A 20,620-nucleotide genomic window follows, 5' to 3' on the forward strand; every position below is an offset into this window, starting at 1 on the left:
ATGGGAAAGCGGCGCCATTTGGCCCCGCTGACCAGGATCATGCAAAGGCATCCGCCGCGGCCAGCGCCAGCCCATCGGCCACGGCACTCAAGGCATGATCGCTTTCGGTCTCGGCCGCCGGGCAAAGCTCCACCATGCGGTCTTGCAGGCAGGAGAGCAGCGCAGAGCCGCCGACCAGCACGATCCGGCCGATGTCCTTGGGCGCAACATCGGCCTGGCGCAGGGTGTCCTGTGCGGCCTGGAGCAGCTCCTGCATCTGTGCCTCAAGCAGGGCGTTCAAGTCGCGGCTTGCAAGCGGCGCCTGCAGTCCCCGCTCCAGCAGGCCCAGGTTGACCGTGGCCGTATCGGCATTCGGCTGATTGACCGCGATCTTTGCGGCCTCGACCGCAAAGGCAAGATCGTGGCCAAGCTGATCTTCAAGGGTTGAAACCAGGCGCGCGAACCTTTCGGGCTCTACCGCATGGCGCATCAGGTCGCGGGCGGCACGCAGCTCTTCCGGGGTGTAGAGGAAGGGAATCATCTGCCAGCTGGACAGATCGTTGAAGATGCGGTTCGGGGCGGGCAGGGTGCCGGGGCCGAAACTGTCGCGGATCTGGCTGCCGCGGCCCAAGAGCGGCATGACCTTGGCAAGGCTGATGCATTGGTCGAAATCGGTGCCGCCAAGACGGATACCGTGTGAGGCAAGGATCCGGGTCGCCCCGTCAGCCTCCTGCCGGAAGGCGGTAAAGTCCGAGGTGCCGCCGCCGATATCGACGATCAACCCGAGGCCCTCGCGGGGACTGGTTGCGCGCAATGCGGCCTCGGGCTCCAGCATGAAACACACCTCCTCGAAGCCGGCCTTCTGGTAGCAGGCGCGCAGATCCTTTTCGGCGCGCAGGTTGCGGTCTTCGTCCTTGCTGTGAAATCTGACCGGGCGGCCCGATAGCGCATGGGTGAATGTCATCCGGGTCTGCGTCTCGGCGAGCCTCTTCAGTTCGGCCAGGAAGCGCGCGATCACATCGGCAAAGGTCAGGCGTTCGCCGCCAAGGCGCCGCTCTTCATGTAGTAGGGGTGTGCCTAAGAGGCTTTTGAGCGCGCGCATGAAACGACCCTCCTCACCCGCTGTGAGCGCGCGAATGGCGCTGTTGCCGATCCGCATGCGCCCGGTTTGGGCATCGAAAAAGACCGCTGTGGGCAGGGAGCCCTCGCCCGGCTCGAGTTCGATCAGGTAAGGCTGCCCTTCCACCGCAAGCCCTGCGGCGGAATTGGAAGTGCCAAAGTCGATGCCAAGGGTTGCAGGAGCCGTCATCGGATCATTCTTTCAAAGAGAAGAGAGGCGCCGGACATAAAGACAGCTCAGCCAGGGCGCAAGGAAAACATCGGACAAAGAAAAAGGAGCGCCCGAATGGACGCTCCTTTCAATTGTTTTCCGACTGTCGGTCTTAGCAGCTGTAGTACATGCCGTATTCGACCGGGTGCGGGGTGTGCTCGTAGGTTTCCACCTCTTCCATCTTGAGCGCGATGTAGCCCTCGATCTGGTCTTTGGTGAACACATCGCCCTGCAGCAGGAACTCGTGATCGGCCGCCAGGCATTCCAGCGCTTCACGCAGGGAGCCGCAGACGGTCGGGATGTCGGCCAGCTCTTCTGCGGGCAGATCATAGAGGTTCTTGTCCATGGCTTCGCCGGGATCGATCTTGTTCTTGATACCGTCCAGGCCGGCCATCAGCAGGGCTGCAAAGGCCAGGTAGGGGTTCGCGGCCGGATCGGGGAAGCGGGCCTCGACGCGCTTGGCTTTCGGGCTTTCGGTCCACGGAATACGGACGCAGCCAGAACGGTTACGTGCCGAATACGCGCGCAGAACGGGGGCCTCGAAGCCCGGGATCAGACGCTTGTAGGAGTTGGTGGACGGGTTGGTGAAGGCGTTCAGCGTCTTCGCGTGCTTCAGGATGCCGCCGATGAAGTACAGCGCCTCATCCGACAGATCAGCGTATTTGTCGCCAGCAAACAGCGGCTTGCCGTCTTTCCAGATGGACATGTTCACGTGCATGCCGGTGCCGTTGTCGCCTGCGATCGGCTTCGGCATGAAGGTTGCCGATTTGCCGTAGGCGTGCGCCACGTTGTGGATCACGTATTTGTACTTCTGCAGCTCGTCCGCCTGTTTGGTCAGGCTGTCGAAGATCAGGCCCAGTTCGTGCTGGCAGGAGGCAACCTCGTGGTGGTGCTTGTCCACCTTCATGCCCAGGCGCTTCATGGTGGACAGCATTTCCGAACGCAGGTCCTGCGCTTCGTCGATCGGGTTGACCGGGAAGTAGCCGCCCTTGACGCCGGGACGGTGGCCCATGTTGCCCATCTCGTACTCGGTGTCGGTGTTCCAGGAGGCGTCGGTGGCGTCGACCTCATAGGAGACCTTGTTGATGGTGTTCGAGAAGCGAACGTCGTCAAACAGGAAGAATTCCGCTTCGGGGCCCATGTAGGCCACATCGCCGATGCCGGAAGATTTCAGGTAGGCTTCTGCCTTCTGGGCGGTGCCGCGCGGGTCACGCTCGTAGGCTTCGCCGGTGTCGGGTTCAACAACCGAGCAGTGGATGCAGACGGTCTTTTCCGCGTAGAAGGGATCGACATAGGCGCTGTTGGTGTCCGGGATCAGCTTCATGTCCGAAGCTTCGATCGACTTCCAGCCCGCGATCGAGGAGCCGTCGAACATGAAACCCTCTTCGAGGAAATCCTCGTCAACCATATCGACGTCAACCGTGACGTGCTGCAGCTTGCCGCGTACGTCGGTGAACCGGATGTCCACATAGGCGACATCTTCGTCCTTGATCAGCTGAAGAACTGCGTCCTTGCTCATTTTGATTTCCTCTCCGTAAGAAAATTCTGTGTCTTCTGTGCGCTGCGATCTGCTGTGCCTTGCATGGTGCAGATGGCAGGCGGTGTTTGATATTAAAGCGCGTCGGGTCCGCTTTCGCCGGTGCGGATGCGGATGGCCTGCTCGACCGGGCTGACGAAGATCTTGCCGTCGCCGATCTTGTCGGTCTTGGCGGCGCTCACGATGGCCTCGATGGCCGCGTCGACCTGATCGTCATCCAGAACCACCTCGATCTTCACCTTGGGCAGGAAATCCACCACATATTCGGCGCCGCGATAGAGTTCGGTATGACCCTTCTGGCGGCCAAAGCCCTTGACCTCGATCACCGAGAGGCCCTGAACGCCGACGTCCTGCAATGCCTCTTTCACCTCGTCCAGTTTGAACGGTTTGATGATGGCTTCGATCTTTTTCATCTCGGGGGCTCCTCACAACCTTGTCGAAGGTGGTCAGATCATTTCTAAATGCCGTGGACAATGGATACTGCTCAACTTGCCGGGAAATCAGCCTGCAAAACGGGCAGGTGTGATTAAAAAACAGTCTATGCGCACAAAAAGTAAGCGATTTTGAATCGCGGGAGCCTTTGGAATGACCGAATTGCTGACCGCCGCCCAGATGCGCGCCATCGAACAGGCTGCCATCGAGTCAGGCGAGGTGACCGGCCTGGAGCTGATGGAGCGGGCCGGGCAGGGCGTGGTTGAGGCCATTTTCGAGGAATGGCCCGAGCTGGACACAAGCGGCAAACGCGCCGTGGTCCTGTGCGGTCCCGGCAATAACGGCGGCGACGGGTTCGTTGTGGCGCGGTTGCTAAAAGGCCGCGGCTGGGAGGTGGAGGTGTTTCTGTATGGAGACCCGACCGAACTGCCGCCGGATGCGAAGGTGAATTATGAGCGGTGGGTGGAGTTGGGGGAGGTAGGTGACATTCTTCGCGTTAGAGAGGTCAAACTGCTCGGTGGACACAGCAATACGACCCGGGTTTGGTCCGAACTGCCATTGGCGCAATGGGATGACGTGGTGTTGATTGATGCCCTGTTCGGGACTGGAGTTAGTCGTCCGATAGAAGAAGAGCTTAGAGAGGTCATCAGGGACATCGAACTGCTATCAGGCGCAGAAAGGCGCGTGGCGATTGATGTGCCGAGCGGGTTACATTCTGATACCGGTGTGTTTGTTGACTTCGCGCCTTGCGAGTTGGACGAGATGTGGGAAGCAGTGGAGTTCGTTCCAATCGAGGCAAATCTTACGGTTACATTCCATCTTCCAAAACGCGGACAGGTGATGAGGGATGGTGTGAAGGCCTGCGGAAAGCTAGTGGTAAAGAGCATAGGGCTATGAACAACAAAAATTTGAAAGCGCCACTAGCTTCCAACCTCGAACCATACTCTCTTGATGACCTGCCAGATCTAAGAAAGGTTTGCGGCCACAAATTCTCCCACGGTCACGCCCTGATCCTGACGGGCGGCGCTGGCAAGACCGGTGCCGCGCGGCTTTCGGCGCGGGGTGCGCTTCGGATCGGGGCGGGGGTGGTGACGCTCGGCGTGCCACCTAGCGCCCAGCAGGAAGTCGCCTGCCAGATCACCGCGCTGATGCTGCAGCGGGTGGCAGATGCAGAAGCCTTGGCGGAGGCGCTGGAAGATCCCCGCCTCAATGCCCTCTGCCTTGGCCCCGGAATGGGCCTTGATCGGGCGCGGGATCTTGTCCCTGCGGCCCTGGCTGCCAAACGGGCCACGGTGCTGGACGCCGATGCGCTTTCGGCCTTTGGCGATGCGCCGGAAACGCTGTTCTCCATGCTGCATGAAAGCTGCGTGCTGACGCCCCATGGCGGCGAATTTGCGCGGCTGTTCCCGGACATCTCAGAAAAGCTGAAGGCGCCTGCCGCCAAAGGCCCCGCCTATTCCAAGGTGGATGCCACCCGCGAGGCCGCCGCGCGGGCGGGCTGTGTGGTGCTGTTCAAGGGCGCCGATTCGGTGATCGCCGCGCCGGATGGGCGCTGCTCGGTGAACTCCGCCCACTATGATCGCGCCGCACCCTGGCTGGCGACTGCTGGCTCGGGGGATGTCTTGGCGGGCTTTATCACCGGCCTGATGGCACGGGGGTTCAGCCCGATGCAGGCGGCGGCAAGCGCCGCATGGCTGCATGTGGACTGCGCATTGGAATTCGGCCCCGGGCTGATCGCCGAGGACCTGCCGGAACTGATCCCCGCCGTGTTCCGAAAACTCGGCCTTTAGGCCGCGGGCCGCAGATCCTTGCTGGCGGCTTGCGAGGTCGCGATCTCCATACCGTCCGCATAGATCACATGGGGGCGATCAAAGCTCAAGGTGCAGAGATCCAGCATCTGCAGGCCCTCATCCCGGATGAACTCCCCATCGATCAACTCGAAGGCGGGAACGGCGGCCTGGGGCTGGCCATACATCGCCTTGGCGCGCCAATCGCGCAGCAGGATCTTCTGATTGAGCGGCAACAGCAGGTCGCTGTCGGGGCGGGTATTGCCCAGGGAGCCGGCCATGAAGCGCACCGCATGCATCATGGCGCGGGACTGGCGGATACCCGACAGGGGAGAATACCCCTGCGTTCGGGTGATGAGGTGATCGCCCGCTTGCAGGTTTTCGACGGCCGTCTCACCCTCACGGGTCTGGATCAGCGTGCCCTTGATCAAGGTGACCGAGGTCTGTGCCACGGGGCTGTTGGTCCGCTCCCGGCGGCTTTGCATGATGCGCGCAAGAATTTGCTGCGCAGGCGGATTCGCTTGCGTTTTCATGTGAGTTACTCGCTCTGCCTCAGTGTGCTTTTTGTTTTTCACCATATTAGGCGCATCCGGGCGCAGAGGTCTGCGGGTTTTTGCATGCGTGCTGCAAAGGCTTGAAATCGATGTGTCATTCTTGCCGCATTGGATAAGTTCCCCCGAGGTGCGATTTCCTCTCGCATCCGGTTGCGGGCTTTGCTATTGAGCGGCCCACACAAGCCCCGCTGGGGCATGTGTCGTGCGGGTGTGGCGGAATTGGTAGACGCACCAGATTTAGGTTCTGGCGCCGCAAGGCGTGGGGGTTCAAGTCCCTTCACCCGCACCACTTTCTTTTCAGAAAATACTGCGAATTGCGGGATGCACCACGCGCGTCTCTGGATGACTTGCGCCGTCGGTACACGCATTGGTGGATCAACGCCTTCTTAACCGGGTGCCGGATACATAGAGCGAAATGCGAACAGTGGCTGGCAATGCCGTGCTGGAGAGCGCTTGTCAGGCAGGACTGTATTCAGGAGGGGAACCGCATGCAAAAGGAGCCAGATATTCCCAACCGTCGCAGGGCACGGTCTCAGATCACGCCTGCGATCGAAGATGCAGGTCTGTTCAAGCACGCGTTGCAGGATGTCTCGGTGGAGCTGCTCCCCGTATTTGATCGCAACAGTCGCGGGGATCTTGTGGTCCGCGGCATCGCGCGGCCGGAGAAGGAGGTCGAGGTCATCTTTCCTGGGCGCCGCCTGCCGGAGGCCGCAGATCTCTATGAGCGGATGAAGGATTTGGGCCAGGCACGGGGGCCGCGAGCCCGGTTCCAGCTCAATATCCGGGGGAACTGGCGCCTGCGCTTCCGCCCGGATTGGGAGGGCTGGGAAGTCAAAAGCTATCAACTCCTGGCGGCGCAGTGGGCCTATCTGGACGATGAGGGCGAACCGGTCAGTTTCGGCTTCCCGCCGGTCGTGTCACAGCAAATGCTTGAACAGCGGGCGCGCGCGGCGCAGGCGGTGCAGTCTGGGATGGTCCGGCGCGCAGGTTGACCCCATGCCGCGTCAGACGGCGGATACGCCGCTCTCTTGGCCTGCAATTGCGGTCAGTTTGGTGAAATCATCGAAAGTGACGCTGCTTGGCAGATCCTCGACTGGGGTCTTCCTGTAACCTTTGGTGAAGAGCGCGAAGGGTATCTTGGCGGCCTGGGCCGTGGCTGCATCCACTTCGCTGTCGCCGACGTAAAGCAGGGCATTGCCGCCGAGGGCCTGGAAGGCTGCATGCAAGGGGGCCGGGTCAGGTTTCTTCACCGGCAGGGTGTCACCGCCTACGACCACGTCGAAAAACCGTGACAGATCCAGCGCATCAAGGATCTGGATGGAGGGCGCGCGCAACTTGTTGGTGCAGACCCCCAGCCGGTATCCTTGATCCCGCAGTGCCTGAAGGCAATCGACGACACCCGGATAGGGCTGCGACAGATCCGCCGGATGTGCCATGTAGTGGAGCAGCATCCGCGCTTGCATGGTGTCTTCGTCGGACGCGGGAATGCCGCGCTCCTGCATGACCAGGCGGACCAGATTGGGAATGCCGTTGCCGATGAAGCTGGTCACGCGCTCCAGGGTGAGGGGGCCGTGCTCGAAATCCTGGAGCATCCGGTTGGCGGCGGCGTGAATGTCGGGGGCACTGTCGATCAGCGTTCCGTCAAGGTCGAATACGATGGCCTGGCTCATGCGGGCTCCTTCCATTTGATCGAACACCCCATCGAGGGGATCTGGTCTTTCGGTCCCTGGCCGGTTTCGGCAATCTGGCGCATGGCCTCGAACAATTCGCGCGGGGCATCGGGTGGAGCCGGGTTGCGCCCTGAGGCATCCAGCCGCCCGCGGTATTGCAATTCTCCGGCGGAGTTGAAGCCGAAGAAATCCGGCGTGCAGGCGGCATTCCAGGCGCGGGCGACATTCTGGTCTTCGTCATGCAGATAGGGGAAGGAAAAGGCGCGGTCGCGGGCCAGGTCCACCATCTTGTCAAAACCGTCCTGCGGGTAGGCGGTGGCGTCGTTGGAACAGATCGCGGCCACCCCGATGCCCAGCTCTTGCAGGTCACAGGCATCGCGCTGGATCCGGTCCAGAACCGCGATCACATAGGGGCAGTGATTGCAGATGAACATTACGAGCGTGCCTTTCGGGCCTGCGATATCCGTCAGGCTGTAGGTCCGGCCATCGGTGGCGGGCAGGCGGAACTCCGGCGCGCGCCAGCCGAAATCGCAGATAGGAGGGGAAACGGCCATGACAGGCTCCTTTCGTTACGCGGTTTCGGGCTGGGGCCAGAGGCGGGTCAGGGTGGCGATACCGCCAAGCGCGGTGACACCCTTGATCACAGAGCGGGCGCCGGTGAAATCGTCGTCCTCGGTGTAGATCGAGGGCGTCACGACCGTAGCGACCCCGGCAGCTTCTGCGCTGCGCAGCCCGTTGCTGCTGTCCTCGAAGGCGAGGGCATTTTCTGGGGGCAGATCAAGGCGGTGCAAGGCCAGGTTATAGACGTCTGGCGCGGGTTTCTTGGCCGAGACCTCGTCGCCGCAGGCAATGACCGGGAAAACACTCTCGGCAGGTGCTCCGAAACAGGCAGCGCAAAGCGCATCCACATTGGGGCGGCTGGTCGTTGTCGCGATGGCCACGCTCAGCCCGGCGGCCTTGGCCTGAGCGATCAAGTCTGCAATGCCGGGGCGTAGCTCCAGCCCGCGGTCGCCCATCAGGCGCAGATAGCGATCGGTTTTGCTCTGGTGAAGGCTGGCAATGTCGATGGCATCCTGTGGCAGCCCGATCTCAGCCATGTAGCGGGCGATACGTTCCTTGCCGCCGGTGGTCTGCAGCAGGTGGCGGTAGGCGTCCCGGCTCCAGTACCAATCAAGGCCGTCCACTGCGAATGTCTCGTTGAAGGCGCGCCGGTGGAGTTCCTCGGTTTCGGCCAGGGTGCCGTCCACATCGAATATGAGCGCCTCAAGCGGCATTGGCGGCTTCGCGGATGGCGCGGATGTTGGTGCCGTAGACCGACCGATTGTCGACCGAGCCGCCCTTGAAGACAGCCGAGCCCGCCACCAGCACATCGGCGCCGGCCGCGCGCACCTTGGGCGCGGTTGTGGGATCGACGCCGCCGTCGATCTCGATATGCACGGGGCGGTCGCCGATCATCTGGCGCAGGGTGGCGATCTTGCCGGTCATGTCGATGAACTTCTGCCCGCCGAAGCCGGGGTTCACCGTCATCACGCAGATGAGATCGGTGAGGTCTAGAAGATGCGCCACCGCCTCGGCCGGGGTGCCGGGATTGAGCGCCACACCCGCCTTCATGCCCGCGCCGCGAATGGCCTGCAGGGTGCGGTGGATATGCGGGCCAGCCTCGATATGGGCGGTCAGCACATCGGCGCCCGCATCGGCATAGGCCTCGATGTAGGGATCGACCGGCGCGATCATCAGGTGCACGTCCATCACGGTTTTTACATGCGGGCGGAAGGCTTTCACCGCCATCGGCCCGAAGGTGAGGTTGGGGACGAAGTGACCGTCCATCACGTCCACATGCACCCAGTCGGCGCCTTCGGCCTCGATGGCCCGGATTTCCTGGCCGAAGTTGGCGAAATCGGCAGAGAGGATAGAGGGCGCGATCTTCACGCTGCGGTCAAAGGGCATCGGGGGCCTCGTTATGTGGGGGAGGGGCGGGGGGCGCGAAACGCCCCCCGCTATTTGCTCGGGAAAGGGCGATCAGACCGCCAGCGCACCGCTGCTGTAGCGTTTCGCCATTTCATCCAGATCAATCGGGGTGATCCTGGAGGCATTGCCCGCGGTGCCGAAACGCTCGAACCGGTCAAGGCAGAGTTTTTCCATCTCTTCCATCGCGGGGATGGTGAACTTGCGCGGGTCGAACTCGGTCGGTTTCTCTTGCGCCACCTTGCGGAACTGGCCGGTGATGGCCATGCGGTTGTCGGTGTCGATATTGACCTTGCGCACGCCCGATTTGATGCCGCGCTCGATCTCTTCGACCGGCACGCCATAGGTCTGGGGCATCTCGCCGCCGAACTCGTTGATCAGGTCCTGCAGATACTGCGGAACAGACGACGAGCCGTGCATCACCAGGTGGACATTGGGGATCTTGGCGTGGATTGCCTCGATCTGGCTGATCGCCAGGATGTCGCCCGTGGGCTTGCGGCTGAATTTATAGGCGCCGTGGCTGGTGCCGCAGGCGATGGCGAGCGCATCGACCTGGGTTTTTGCCACGAAATCCTTGGCCTGATCCGGGTCGGTCAGAAGCTGCTCCTGCGTGAGCTTGCCCACGGCGCCCGATCCATCCTCTTCGCCGGCCTCGCCGGTTTCCAGCGAGCCGAGAACGCCCAGCTCGCCCTCGACCGAGGCACCGACCCAATGGGCCATGCGCGACACGCGCTCGGTGATCTCGACGTTGTATTCATAAGACGCGGGCGTTTTCATGTCGGCTTCAAGCGAGCCGTCCATCATCACGCTGGTAAACCCGTGGCGGATCGCCGACAGGCAGGTCTGTTCGTTGTTGCCATGGTCCTGATGCATGCAGATCGGAATATGGGGATACATTTCCACCAGCGCCTGGATCAGGTGCCGCAGCATGATGTCGCCCGCATAGGAGCGCGCGCCCCGGCTGGCCTGAAGGATCACAGGGCTGTCGCATTTCGCGGCGGCCTTCAGGATCGCCAGACCCTGCTCCATGTTGTTGATGTTGAAGGCCGGCACGCCATAGCCGTGTTCGGCGGCGTGATCCAGCAGTTGACGAAGAGTGATAAGTGCCATGAAAACCTCTTAGGCCGCTTCTGCTGCGCCTTGCAGCGCCGCAATGCCGGGGAGCGTCTTACCCTCCAGCCATTCCAGGAAAGCCCCCCCGGCGGAGGAGACATATGTGAAATCGCCAGATACACCGGCCATGTTGAGGGCCGCAACCGTATCGCCGCCCCCTGCGACAGAAACCGCAAGGCCCTGCCGGGTCACATCGGCGGCTGTCTCAGCCAGGTGCCTGGTCGCGAGGTCAAAGGGGGAGAGTTCAAAGGCCCCCAGCGGCCCGTTCCACAGGATCGTTTTACAGGAGGTCAGTACCGACTGGAACCGTTTCAGCGCGCGCGGCCCTGCATCCAGGATCATGGCCTCCTTTGGGCAGGCAGCGGCGGGGGTGATGTCATGGGCTGCACCGGCGGCACAATCATAGGCGGCGACCACATCTTCGGGCAGGTGCAGGCTACAGCCTGCGGCCTGCGCCAGCGCGCGGATTTCCCGCACCGTTTCGATCTGGTCGGCCTCGTGCAGCGAGCGGCCCATCGGCGCGCCATCGGCATAGAGAAAGGTATTGGCCATGCCGCCGCCGATAATGATGTGATCTACTTTCTGCACCAGGTTCTTCAGTACCGCGATCTTGCTGGAAACCTTGGCGCCGCCCACCACCGCCACCGCCGGGCGTTTGGGGCATTCCAGAGCGGCCGACAGCGCCTCGATCTCCTCAACCATCAAGGGGCCGGCCACGGCGGGCAGCAGGTGCGCCAAGGCTTCGGTCGAGGCATGGGCACGATGCGCGCAGGAAAACGCATCGTTCATGTAGATATCGCCAAGCTTTGCCAGTTGTGCGGCGAAGGCGAGGTCATTGGCGGTCTCCCCTGCCGATAGGCGCAGGTTTTCACAGAGCATGACCGTGCCATCGCTCAGACCCCGGCTGCGGGCGACGGCTTCTTCCCCGATCAGCTCCGGGCAAAACCGCACTGGACGCCCCAAGGCAGCGGCAAGGGATGGGATGAGCGGTTCAACGGAATACTCCCCGGCATCCGTGCCCGGTTCGGGGCGGCCGAAATGGGTCAGGATCACCAACCGCGCGCCTGCGGCCAGCAGGGGCTTCATTCCATCGGCAAAGCGGCGGATCCGGGTGTCGTCGCTGACCGTGCCGTTCTCTTTCATCGGCACGTTGAGGTCGGCGCGCACCAGGATGCGGCGGCCCTTGACGGAGGCAAGATCAATCTGCGGCAGGTCCATCACTGAAGTCTCCCCATGGCATTGGCCGTATCCGCCATGCGGCAGGAAAAGCCCCATTCGTTGTCATACCAGGCCATCACCCGCACCAGCCGCGCGCCCATCACCTTGGTCTGGTCGGCGGCGAAATTGCAGGAATGGCTGTCGTGGTTGTAATCGATGGAGACCTTGGGTTCGGTCTCATAGCTGATGATCTGTTGCATGTGGCCTTGCGCGGCCTCGGCCATGATCGCGTTCACATCATTCTCCGTCACATCGCGGGCGGCCATGAAGGTCAGATCCACGGCTGATACATTCGGGGTCGGCACCCGGATCGCGGATCCATCCAGACGACCCGAGAGTTCCGGCAGGACCTCTCCGATCGCCTTGGCTGCTCCGGTGGAGGTGGGGATCATCGACAGGGCGGCGGCGCGGGCGCGGTAGAGGTCCTTGTGGCGGCGGTCCAGGGTGGGCTGATCGCCGGTGTAGGAATGCACCGTGGTGACGATGCCACTGTCGATGCCGATGGCGTCATTCAGCACCTTGGCCAGCGGCGCGAGGCAATTGGTGGTGCAGGAGCCGTTGGAGACCACCAGCTCATCGCTGCGCAGATCGCGGTGGTTGACCCCATAAACCACGGTACGGTCGGCGTTCTTGGCGGGGGCCGAGATCAGCACCTTGCGCGCGCCCTGGCGCAGGTGGACCGCGGATTGTTCCTTGGAATTGAACACGCCGGAACATTCCAGCACCACGTCCACGCCGTCCCAATCGAGTTCCTCGGGGTTGTAGGTGGAGAAGACCTTGATCGGCCCGCGGCCCAGATCGAGCGTATCGTCGTTGACGGCAACGGCGTGCGGGAACCGCCCGTGCACGCTGTCATAACGCAGAAGATGCGCGTTGGTTTCAATCGGGCCGGTGGCGTTGATCTTCACCACCTCGATGTCGTTGCGCCCACTTTCGATGATATGGGCCAGGGTGCAGCGTCCGATGCGGCCAAAACCGTTGATGGCGACTTTCGTGGTCATGCCTTCGTCCTCTTCTCGATATGGCGGCGGGCTGTGGCGGCGATGGCCTCGGCCGTGATGTTGAAATGACGGTACAGCTCCTGGGCGGGGGCGGAGGCGCCGAAGGTGCTCATCCCGATGAAGCCGTCGCCGCGTTCCAGGAACAGCTCCCAGCCCTGGCGTATGGCGGCCTCGACACCGATGCGGGGGGCGCTGCCGCGCACGGCGGCGCGATAGTCCGGCGACTGCGCGGCAAAGGCCTCGAAACAGGGGGCAGAGACCACGGCAGCCCGGATCCCGTCCTGTGCCAGAAGATCGGCGGCCTTCATGGCGATCTCCACCTCCGATCCGGTGGCGATCAGGGTCACGTCGCGCACCGCGCTGCCGCGCAGAACATAGGCGCCGCGGGCGGTCAGATTTTCGGCGCTGTGATTGCGGCGCAGGGTCGGCAGGCCCTGGCGAGACAGGCACAGGACCGTGGGGGTGGTGGCCGAAGTGGCCGCCATTTCCCAGGCTTCCGCCGTTTCCACCGCATCGGCGGGGCGGATCACGTCCATGTTCGGCATCGCGCGCAGCGAGGCGATGGTTTCCACCGGCTGATGTGTCGGGCCATCCTCGCCAAGGCCGATGGAATCATGCGTCATCACATAGGTGACCGGAACCCCCATCAGGGCCGAGAGGCGCATGGCGGGACGGCAATAGTCGGCGAATGCCAGGAAGGTGCCGCCATAGGTTCTGAACCCACCGTGAAGCGCGATGCCGTTCATGGCGGCGGCCATGGCGTGTTCGCGGATGCCGTAATGGATGTAGTCACCGCTGAAATCCTGTGCCGTGACGGGCCGCATGGCGCTGCTGCGGGTGTTGTTCGATCCTGTCAGATCCGCCGAGCCGCCGACGCTGTTGGGCAGGGTGGCATTCACCACCTCCAGCGCCATTTCGGATGCCTTGCGGGTCGCGACCTTTGGCGCATCGGCAGTGAGGCGGGCCTTGTAGGCGCTGATGGCTTCGCGCAGAGCATCTGCATCCGGCGGGGCCATGGAGGTGTCAAACTCAGACGCCTTCATTGAGGCGCTCTTGCGGGCCTCCCAATCCTTGCGGGCCTTCTCGCCACGCTTAGCCACCTCGCGCCAGGCCTGGCTGACAGTATCCGGGACAACGAAGGGCGCATACGGCCAGTCGATTGCTGCCCGGGTGGCGGCGATCTCCTCCGCGCCCAAAGGCGCGCCATGCACCTTGTGGCTGCCACCCATATTGGGGGCGCCCTTGCCGATCACCGTGCGGCAGGCAATCATCGAGGGGCGCTCATCAGCGCGGGCGGCGGCGATGGCGGCGGCGATGGCCTCGGGCGCGTGGCCGTCCACGGCCTGGACATGCCAGCCTGCGGCCTCGAACCGTTTCTTCTGATCCATCGAGGTGGACAGATCTGTCGGCCCGTCGATGGTGATGCGGTTGTCATCCCACAGGACGATCAGCCGACCAAGGCCCAGGTGACCGGCCAGATCGATGGCCTCGTGGCTGATGCCTTCCATCAGGCAGCCATCCCCGGCCAGCACATAGGTGTAGTGGTCAACCAGATCGTCACCGAACCGCGCCTGCATCATGCGTTCGGCCATGGCCATGCCAACGGCGGTGGAGATCCCCTGACCGAGCGGGCCGGTGGTGGTCTCGATCCCGGCTGCATGGCCGTATTCGGGATGGCCTGCGGTGCGCGCGCCCATCTGGCGGAAATTGCGCAGCTGGTCGGCGTCCATGTCCGCATAACCCAGAAGGTGATGGATCGCATATACCAGCATGGAGCCGTGGCCTGCGCTCATCACGAAACGGTCCCGGTCGGGCCAGTCGGGGCGACTGGGGTCGATCTTGATAAACCGGTTGAACAGCACGGTTGCCACATCCGCCAGCCCCATGGGAGCGCCGGGATGGCCCGAATTGGCCGCCTGCACCGCATCCATGGTGAGCGCGCGAATGGCATTGGCCATCAGGGTTTCAGTCGAAACAACGGGGGTTTGAATGGTCATGGCAGGTCTCCTCAGGCCCGTTTTGCGTCATGGACCAGCCGGTTCACCATCGGGGTGAAGATCAGCTGCATGGCGAGGTCCATCTTGCCGCCCGGAATGACCAGGCTGTTGGCGCGGGTCATCCAGCTGTCGTGGATCATCGACATCAGATAGGGGAAATCGATGCCGCGCGGGTTCTTGAAGCGGATCACCACCAGGCTCTCGTCCGGGGTGGGGATCCAGCGCGCGATGAAGGGGTTCGACGTATCCACCACCGGCACGCGCTGGAAATTGATGTCGGTCTCGGAAAACTGCGGGCAGATGCAATGCACATAGTCCTGCATCCGCCGCAGGATGGTTTCGGTCACGGCCTCGGTCGAATAGCCGCGCGATTCCCGGTCGCGGTGGATCTTCTGGATCCATTCGAGGTTGATCACCGGCACCACCCCGATCTTGAGGTCCGCCAGGGCGGCAAGGTTCACCTCGTCATTCACCACCGAGCCGTGCAGGCCTTCATAGAACAACAGGTCGGACCCGTCCGCGAAGGGCGCCCAGGCGGTGAATTCCCCCGGCGGCACCCCGGTTTTCTCGGCTTCCTCGGCGTCATGCACATAGGTGCGGGTGCGACCCTTGCCGGTCTCGGCATATTCGCGAAAGACTCGCTCCAGCTCTCCCAGCTCGTTGGCGTCATAGGAGAAATGCGAGAACGTGTGATCGCCTGCCGCCTGCCGCCGCTCCAGCTCGGCGCGCATATCGGCGCGGTTGTAGCGATGAAAGGCATCGCCTTCGATCGAGACCGATTGAATGCCTTCACGGCGAAAGATCTGGTCGAAGGTCTTTTTCACGGTCGAGGTGCCAGCCCCGGAGGATCCCGTGACACTGATGATCGGGTGTTTGATGCTCATGTCGATGTCCTGAAGGTGTTGGGATCAAGCGCGGAACAATCCGCGCGTTCCAAATAGCGATGAAGTCTCTTCTTCCGGCAGATCGTGGTAGGTGGCGACCCGCGCCACCTTGTTGGCCGAGCCGAAGACAAAGGGCGTGCGCATGTGCAGAGTATGCGGCACCGCATCCAGGATCGGCTCTTGGCCGTCGGTGGCACGTCCGCCCGCCTGTTCGATCAGCATGGCGATGGGGGCGCATTCGTAGACATAGCGAAGGCGGCCCTGGCCGTAGCCCTGCCGGTCGTCGGCGGGATACAGGAAGATACCCCCACGGGTCAGGATGCGATGGGTTTCCGCCACCAGCGATGCGATCCAGCGCATATTGAAATCGCTGCCCGCAGGCCCTTCGCTGCCGGCAACGCGATCGTCGATATAGGCGCGGATCGCCGTGCCCCAGTGGCGGTAGTTGGAGGTGTTGATGGCGTATTCCTTTGAATCCGGCGCGATCCGTCCCAGCTTTCCAATCAGGCGGAACTGTCCGACCTCCGGGTCCAGAACGTATTTCAACACGCCGTCACCCAATGTCAGGATCAGCGCGCATTGCGGCCCGTAGATCGCATAGCCCGCCGCCAGCAGATCGCGGCCCGGACGCAGGAAGGAGGCCTCGGGCGTGTCCATCGCCGGGTAGATCCCGAAGATCGTCCCGATCGAAACATTGGTGTCGATATTGGAGGAGCCATCCAACGGATCGATCGCGATTGCGAACAGGCCTTCGGGGTTCATGGTGACCACGCTGTCCTGCTCTTCGGAGGCATAGTGGCGGGTATTGCCCTGGGCGAGCGCCTCCATGAAGGCCTCGTCCGCGATCACATCCAGCGCCTTTTGGGCATCGCCGTCGGTATTGGTGCCAGCCGCGCCGCCGAGGTTTTCGTCGATGCCTCCGCGTGCAATACGCCGCGCCAGGGATGCGGCCACACCGGCCAGCCGGTCGAGCTCCGCAACCAGCGCAGGATCACTGTCTTTTGGGACCTGATCTAGAGTTTTCATGCTGTCCTCCTCCCTCACGACGGAAAACTTGTAAAAAAATGAATTTTTAAGGAATTTAAAAAATGTGAACTTGGATTAGAAGGTTTCGAATATGCGAGTTGATGCCATCACGCTCAAGCAGTTGCGTGCGCTTCTGGCGGTCGCGGAAACCGGCAGCCTGACGGGGGCAGCGGATCTTCTGCATCAGACGCCGCCGACAATTCACAGCCAAATCAAGAACCTGGAAGGCGCAGTTGGAGAGGCTCTGCTGGAACGTGCGAAGGATGGCACCGGGTTTTCTCCGACCGCCGCCGGGCAGGAGATGCTGGCTGCTGCCCATCGGATCGAGGCGAATTTGTCGCATGCAGAGCGCCAGATCCTGGCCCTGGCAGAGGGGCGGCGGGGCCATGTGGTGTTGGGAACAGTCTCCACCGCGAAGTATTTCGTGCCCCGTCTGGTGCGGCTGCTGCAGGATCGGATTCCGGATGTGGAGATATCTTTGCGGGTGGCCAACCGGTCCGAGGTGATCCAGGCGCTTGGCCGGGGAGAATACGACCTGGCGATCATGGGGCGTCCGCCGCGCAGCGTCATTCATCGGGCGATTCCCTTGGGGCCGCATCCGCATGGGATTGTCCTGCCGCCGGATCATCCGCTGGCACAGGAGGATGGTTATGCGCCGCACCGGTTGCTGCAGGAGACCTTTCTCAGCCGCGAGGAAGGCTCGGGTACCCGGATCCTGATGGAACGGTTCATCGAACGGTTGGGAGAGGGGCAAAGCCCGAAGAAGGTGGAGATGCCTTCCAACGAGACCATCAAGCAGGCGGTTCTGGCCGGATTGGGGATTGCCTTCCTGTCGCTGCACACGGTGCATGACGAGTTGGAAGCGGGGCGCCTGGCGCTGCTGCGGGGGCGGGATCTGCCGGTGATGCGCCATTGGTATCTGATCACCGGCGCCGCCGATGGTGAAGAAGTGCCTCCGGCAACCCAGCTTTGCGCCAGGGAAATAGATGCCTTGTCAGGCGCTTATCTTCCTCAGTTCAAGACATAGTCTCAGCGGGTGAGCGCCGCATAGAGCTGCGGCAGCCGTTCCGGCAGGCGCTCCACCCGGTCGAGGATCATCGCGCCGCGCGGGCCGAAGATGCGCTGCACATAGGTATCGGCACCTGGATCCAGGGTCAGGCAGAAGGGGGTGATACCGCTTTGCGTGGCTTCCTCCACCGCGCGGCGGGTGTCGGCGCGCAGGTATTGCGGATCGCGCACGTCGATATCGGCAGGCGCACCGTCGGTCAGAACCAACATCAGCTTGCGCGTGGCCTTCACCCGCTTCATCTGCGCCGTGGCATGGCGAATGGCGGTCCCCATGCGCGTTGACAGGCGTCCTTCGGCGCCCATCAGGCGGGCGGTTGCCAAGTCTTCCCAGGGCTGGTCGAAATCCTTGAACCTCTCGTAATAGACCTGAGCGCGCCCATCGGAACAAAATCCATGGATTGCAAAGGCATCGCCGACGCGGTTAATCGCCTCTGACAGCAGGACGCAGGCCGATTTCGTCAGGTCCATCACGGTGGAGCCATCGCCCACGGGATCGTTCGTCGATTCCGACAGATCCAGCAGCACCATCACGGCGGTGTCGCGGGTCTTGTGCACCTGGCGCATCATCACCCGCGGGTCGGGCTGGCGACCCATGCGAATGTCGATGGCGGCGGTTATGGCGGCGCCGATGTCGATCACATCGCCATCCTCCAGCTTGCGGATGCGCTGCATGCCTTGCGGGCGCATGGCGTCCAGCCGGTGCTTCAGCCGCTCCATCACCGGGCGATGTTCGGCTAGGATCGCCTCGGCCTCGGATGGATCCCCCAGACGCGGGCGGCGCTCCAGCACCGTGGCCCAGGCCGGGCGCATCATCTGGATTGTATGGTCGAACTCATCATAGGTCACCGGCGGCGCCAGCGGCTCGCGGCCTTCCTTCTCATTATAGCTCTGGCCGTCGTCGTCGAAGAACTCCGCCGATTGCACCCAGATTTCCTGCGCGTCCTCGCCTGCGGTTTCGACCTCGACCTCGTTCACCATTTCACTGACCGAGACATATTTGCGAACCTGCGGCGGCGGGGCGTATTCGGTGTTGAATTCCAGCTCCTCGAACGCCCACAAGAGCCGGTTGTCGCAGCGATAGGGGCAGGAGGGGTGATCGGAATAGGCCGAATAGGGCTGGCCGCGCAGGCGTTCGGCCAGGCGCAGGCCCAGGGTGCGGGCGGCTTCGTTGTCCATCAGATCCAGCTGCACCAATTCGCCCCGAACCCAGGACGCAAGATCGCTTTCGGGCGCCTGATCCGGCAGCAAGAGCGCGCGGGCGATGCGGTCGAACTCTCCGGCGATGCCCGGCGCGGTGCCTTGGTGAAATGGCGCCCAGAGATCGCGCAACCGGGGCAGGCGGGCAATGGCGAGCGCCTCGGCGCGGGCGTCCTCAATGAGGCCGATCATGGCCGATTGCAGCGCGTTCAACCCTTCGCCCTGAATGGGCTTGCGCAGGCAGGCGAGATGCGCGGCCAGATGGGCGGCCTGCGCCCGGTAGAGATCCAGCGCAGGCTGATCCTGCCAGTCATCCAACGCGTCGGGCAGGTGTAGGCTGTAGCCCTCGTAATAGGGGCGCAGGCCCGCGCGGTCTTCGAAATCGCCCGCGGTGGGTGTCAGCATGAAATCCCGCCCCCAAAGGGCGCGCAGGTAGATCATCAGCCGCCGCTGCACATCTACCAGAAGCGTGCCCTTGCGCTCGCGCTGAATGACGGCGCGGCTTTCCTCGGTTTCCAGCGAGAAATAGGCGAGCAGTTCCTTGAAGTTCGTCCTGTGCGCTTCCACCCCCCAATCGGCCCAGCGGCGTAAGCCTCCAAGGGTCAGAATCTCCAGAAGATCGCCAAGGTGGTCAAGCATGGACCGAACGGCACGGGGTGCGCGGGCCAGAAGGTGCTCCAGGAAGCGCAGGTAGGCCATGAAAAGCGTTGCATCGCCAAGACGCATCGCGGCCTGCGGTGCGGTCTCCAGCAGTCGGGCAATCACCGCGCCCGAGGTGCGCGAGGCAAAGCCCAGCAGCAGCGGCAAGAGATCGCCAAGAACGTCTTCGCCCAGATCCCGGGCAAGGGCAGGTGCCGCCTCGATCCAGGCGATGACCGGATCCGTGCCGCGGCCCAGTTGCATCAGGGCCTCAGCGCCGCGCAGCCAAGTGTCCAAAGCGCGGGGCGACAGCTTGCGCCGGGCATCGGGCAGGGCGGAAAGCAGAACTTCGGCAACCTCACCCGGCAGGCTGTCCAGCAGGCCCGTGTGATCGGCGGGCAGCGCCTCAGAACCAGGTTGCGACTGCGGCATCGAGAGCATCGCGCATATCCGGATCATCGGTGATGGAGTTGACCAGCGCCATGGAACAGGCGGCGCGCGGCGCGATCCCGCCCTTGATCAACCGGCCGGCGTGGATCAGCATCCGGGTGGACACGCCTTCGTCCAGCCCGTGCCCTTTTAGGTTGCGGGAGCGCGCGCCGATCTCCACCAGCTTGCCTGCGGTTTCACTGTCGATGCCCGCTTCATGGGCCAGGATCTCGACCTCGGTCTCGCCCTCGGGCCAGGTGAAGTTCATCGCCGCAAAGCGTTGTTTTGTCGATTGTTTCAGATCCTTCATCAGGGACTGATAGCCGGGGTTGTAGCTGATCACGATCAGGAAATCGGGATGCGCCTGTAAGAGCTCGCCCTTCTTTTCCAGGGGCAGAACCCGGCGGTCATCGGTCAGCGGATGGATGGCGACGGTGGTGTCCTGGCGGGCCTCGACGACTTCATCAAGGTAACAGATCGCGCCGTGACGGGCGGCAAAGGTCAGCGGGCCGTCCTGCCAACGGGTGCCGTCCGCATCCAGCAGGTAGCGCCCCACCAGATCCGAGGCGGTCATATCCTCGTTGCAGGCGACGGTGACCAGCGGGCGGCCCAGTTTCCAGGCCATGTGCTCCACAAAGCGGGTCTTGCCGCAGCCGGTCGGGCCTTTCAGCATGACGGGAATGCGGGCATCCCAGGCGGCGGTGAACAGCTCCACCTCATCGCCGGTCTGCCGCCAGAAGGGCGCATCGGTGACGCGGAAGTCGTCAAGCATGTCTTTCATGGCGGGCTCCTCC

18 protein-coding genes, 1 tRNA gene and 1 pseudogene are annotated in these 20,620 nt (G+C 62.9%); 4 read left to right on the forward strand and 16 right to left on the reverse strand.

Annotation, left to right across the window (positions count from 1 at the left end; translation table 11 throughout):
• Window positions 1-37: 37 nt before the first annotated feature.
• The 3 genes from PXK07_RS02965 to PXK07_RS02975 all read right to left on the reverse strand — a co-directional run bounded on the left by PXK07_RS02965 (window position 38) and on the right by PXK07_RS02975 (window position 3,259).
• The gene (locus PXK07_RS02965; protein WP_274846704.1) at window positions 38-1,288 is read right to left on the reverse strand and encodes an Hsp70 family protein; all 1,251 of its coding nucleotides are present in this window, start codon (window positions 1,286-1,288) and stop codon (window positions 38-40) included.
• A 133-nt stretch (window positions 1,289-1,421) separates the two neighbouring features.
• Window positions 1,422-2,828 carry a type I glutamate--ammonia ligase gene (glnA, locus tag PXK07_RS02970; protein WP_274846705.1) on the reverse strand — a complete coding sequence of 469 codons (1,407 nt, stop codon included), beginning with the start codon at window positions 2,826-2,828 and terminating at the stop codon, window positions 1,422-1,424.
• A gap of 92 nt (window positions 2,829-2,920) precedes the next feature.
• Window positions 2,921-3,259: a P-II family nitrogen regulator gene (locus tag PXK07_RS02975; protein WP_274846706.1), complete on the reverse strand. Its 339-nt coding sequence runs from the start codon at window positions 3,257-3,259 to the stop codon at window positions 2,921-2,923.
• Between the two features lie 172 nt (window positions 3,260-3,431).
• Between PXK07_RS02975 and PXK07_RS02980 the strand changes: the two are divergent.
• Window positions 3,432-5,068 (forward strand): annotated as a pseudogene (locus PXK07_RS02980) (NAD(P)H-hydrate dehydratase).
• On the opposite strand, the gene PXK07_RS02985 reads toward PXK07_RS02980, so the two are convergent.
• Window positions 5,065-5,598: a Hint domain-containing protein gene (locus PXK07_RS02985; protein WP_274846707.1), complete on the reverse strand. Its 534-nt coding sequence runs from the start codon at window positions 5,596-5,598 to the stop codon at window positions 5,065-5,067. The pseudogene PXK07_RS02980 and the gene PXK07_RS02985 overlap by 4 nt on opposite strands.
• A gap of 225 nt (window positions 5,599-5,823) precedes the next feature.
• Here PXK07_RS02985 and PXK07_RS02990 point away from each other — a divergent pair.
• Both PXK07_RS02990 and PXK07_RS02995 read left to right on the forward strand, forming a co-directional pair.
• A tRNA-Leu gene (locus PXK07_RS02990) sits at window positions 5,824-5,908 on the forward strand.
• Between the two features lie 199 nt (window positions 5,909-6,107).
• Window positions 6,108-6,611 carry a hypothetical protein gene (locus PXK07_RS02995; protein WP_274846708.1) on the forward strand — a complete coding sequence of 168 codons (504 nt, stop codon included), beginning with the start codon at window positions 6,108-6,110 and terminating at the stop codon, window positions 6,609-6,611.
• 12 nt (window positions 6,612-6,623) lie between these two features.
• Here PXK07_RS02995 and gph read toward each other — a convergent pair whose 3' ends face one another.
• The 10 genes from gph to PXK07_RS03045 all read right to left on the reverse strand — a co-directional run bounded on the left by gph (window position 6,624) and on the right by PXK07_RS03045 (window position 16,493).
• Window positions 6,624-7,289 (reverse strand): phosphoglycolate phosphatase, encoded by a 666-nt coding sequence (gene gph, locus PXK07_RS03000; protein WP_274846709.1) that lies wholly within the window; start codon window positions 7,287-7,289, stop codon window positions 6,624-6,626.
• The gene (locus PXK07_RS03005) at window positions 7,286-7,843 is read right to left on the reverse strand and encodes a thioredoxin family protein (protein WP_274846710.1); all 558 of its coding nucleotides are present in this window, start codon (window positions 7,841-7,843) and stop codon (window positions 7,286-7,288) included. The genes gph and PXK07_RS03005 overlap by 4 nt, the downstream gene beginning before the upstream one ends.
• Window positions 7,844-7,858: 15 nt before the next feature.
• Window positions 7,859-8,563 carry an HAD family hydrolase gene (locus PXK07_RS03010; protein WP_274846711.1) on the reverse strand — a complete coding sequence of 235 codons (705 nt, stop codon included), beginning with the start codon at window positions 8,561-8,563 and terminating at the stop codon, window positions 7,859-7,861.
• Window positions 8,553-9,236 carry a ribulose-phosphate 3-epimerase gene (rpe, locus tag PXK07_RS03015; protein WP_274846712.1) on the reverse strand — a complete coding sequence of 228 codons (684 nt, stop codon included), beginning with the start codon at window positions 9,234-9,236 and terminating at the stop codon, window positions 8,553-8,555. Before rpe ends, PXK07_RS03010 begins: the two co-directional genes overlap by 11 nt.
• A 72-nt stretch (window positions 9,237-9,308) precedes the next feature.
• A complete protein-coding gene (gene fba / locus PXK07_RS03020) occupies window positions 9,309-10,364 on the reverse strand; it encodes a class II fructose-bisphosphate aldolase (RefSeq protein WP_274846713.1) in 1,056 nt (351 codons plus the stop codon).
• Window positions 10,365-10,373: 9 nt separating this feature from the next.
• A complete protein-coding gene (locus tag PXK07_RS03025; protein ID WP_274846714.1) occupies window positions 10,374-11,585 on the reverse strand; it encodes a phosphoglycerate kinase in 1,212 nt (403 codons plus the stop codon).
• A complete protein-coding gene (gap, locus tag PXK07_RS03030) occupies window positions 11,585-12,586 on the reverse strand; it encodes a type I glyceraldehyde-3-phosphate dehydrogenase (protein ID WP_274846715.1) in 1,002 nt (333 codons plus the stop codon). Before gap ends, PXK07_RS03025 begins: the two co-directional genes overlap by 1 nt.
• Entirely contained in the window at window positions 12,583-14,583 is a 2,001-nt protein-coding gene (tkt, locus tag PXK07_RS03035) for a transketolase (RefSeq protein ID WP_274846716.1), read from the reverse strand. The genes gap and tkt overlap by 4 nt, the downstream gene beginning before the upstream one ends.
• 11 nt (window positions 14,584-14,594) lie before the next feature.
• Entirely contained in the window at window positions 14,595-15,467 is an 873-nt protein-coding gene (locus tag PXK07_RS03040; RefSeq protein ID WP_274846717.1) for a phosphoribulokinase, read from the reverse strand.
• A gap of 24 nt (window positions 15,468-15,491) precedes the next feature.
• On the reverse strand, window positions 15,492-16,493 hold the full coding sequence (locus PXK07_RS03045; RefSeq protein WP_274846718.1) for a class 1 fructose-bisphosphatase: 1,002 nt from the start codon (window positions 16,491-16,493) through the stop codon (window positions 15,492-15,494).
• A gap of 91 nt (window positions 16,494-16,584) precedes the next feature.
• On the opposite strand from PXK07_RS03045, the gene PXK07_RS03050 reads away from it, so the two are divergent.
• Window positions 16,585-17,520, forward strand: a complete 936-nt coding sequence (locus PXK07_RS03050) for a LysR family transcriptional regulator (protein WP_274846719.1) — start codon at window positions 16,585-16,587, stop codon at window positions 17,518-17,520.
• A gap of 2 nt (window positions 17,521-17,522) precedes the next feature.
• Here PXK07_RS03050 and PXK07_RS03055 read toward each other — a convergent pair whose 3' ends face one another.
• Window positions 17,523-19,838, reverse strand: a complete 2,316-nt coding sequence (locus tag PXK07_RS03055; protein ID WP_274846720.1) for a nitric oxide reductase activation protein NorD — start codon at window positions 19,836-19,838, stop codon at window positions 17,523-17,525.
• Window positions 19,804-20,607 (reverse strand): CbbQ/NirQ/NorQ/GpvN family protein, encoded by an 804-nt coding sequence (locus PXK07_RS03060; RefSeq protein WP_274846721.1) that lies wholly within the window; start codon window positions 20,605-20,607, stop codon window positions 19,804-19,806. Before PXK07_RS03060 ends, PXK07_RS03055 begins: the two co-directional genes overlap by 35 nt.
• Window positions 20,608-20,620: the final 13 nt, after the last annotated feature.

Origin of the sequence: Phaeobacter sp. QD34_24, assembly GCF_028890115.1 — a bacterium.
In the GTDB taxonomy this organism is placed as follows: Bacteria; Pseudomonadota; Alphaproteobacteria; order Rhodobacterales; family Rhodobacteraceae; genus Phycobacter.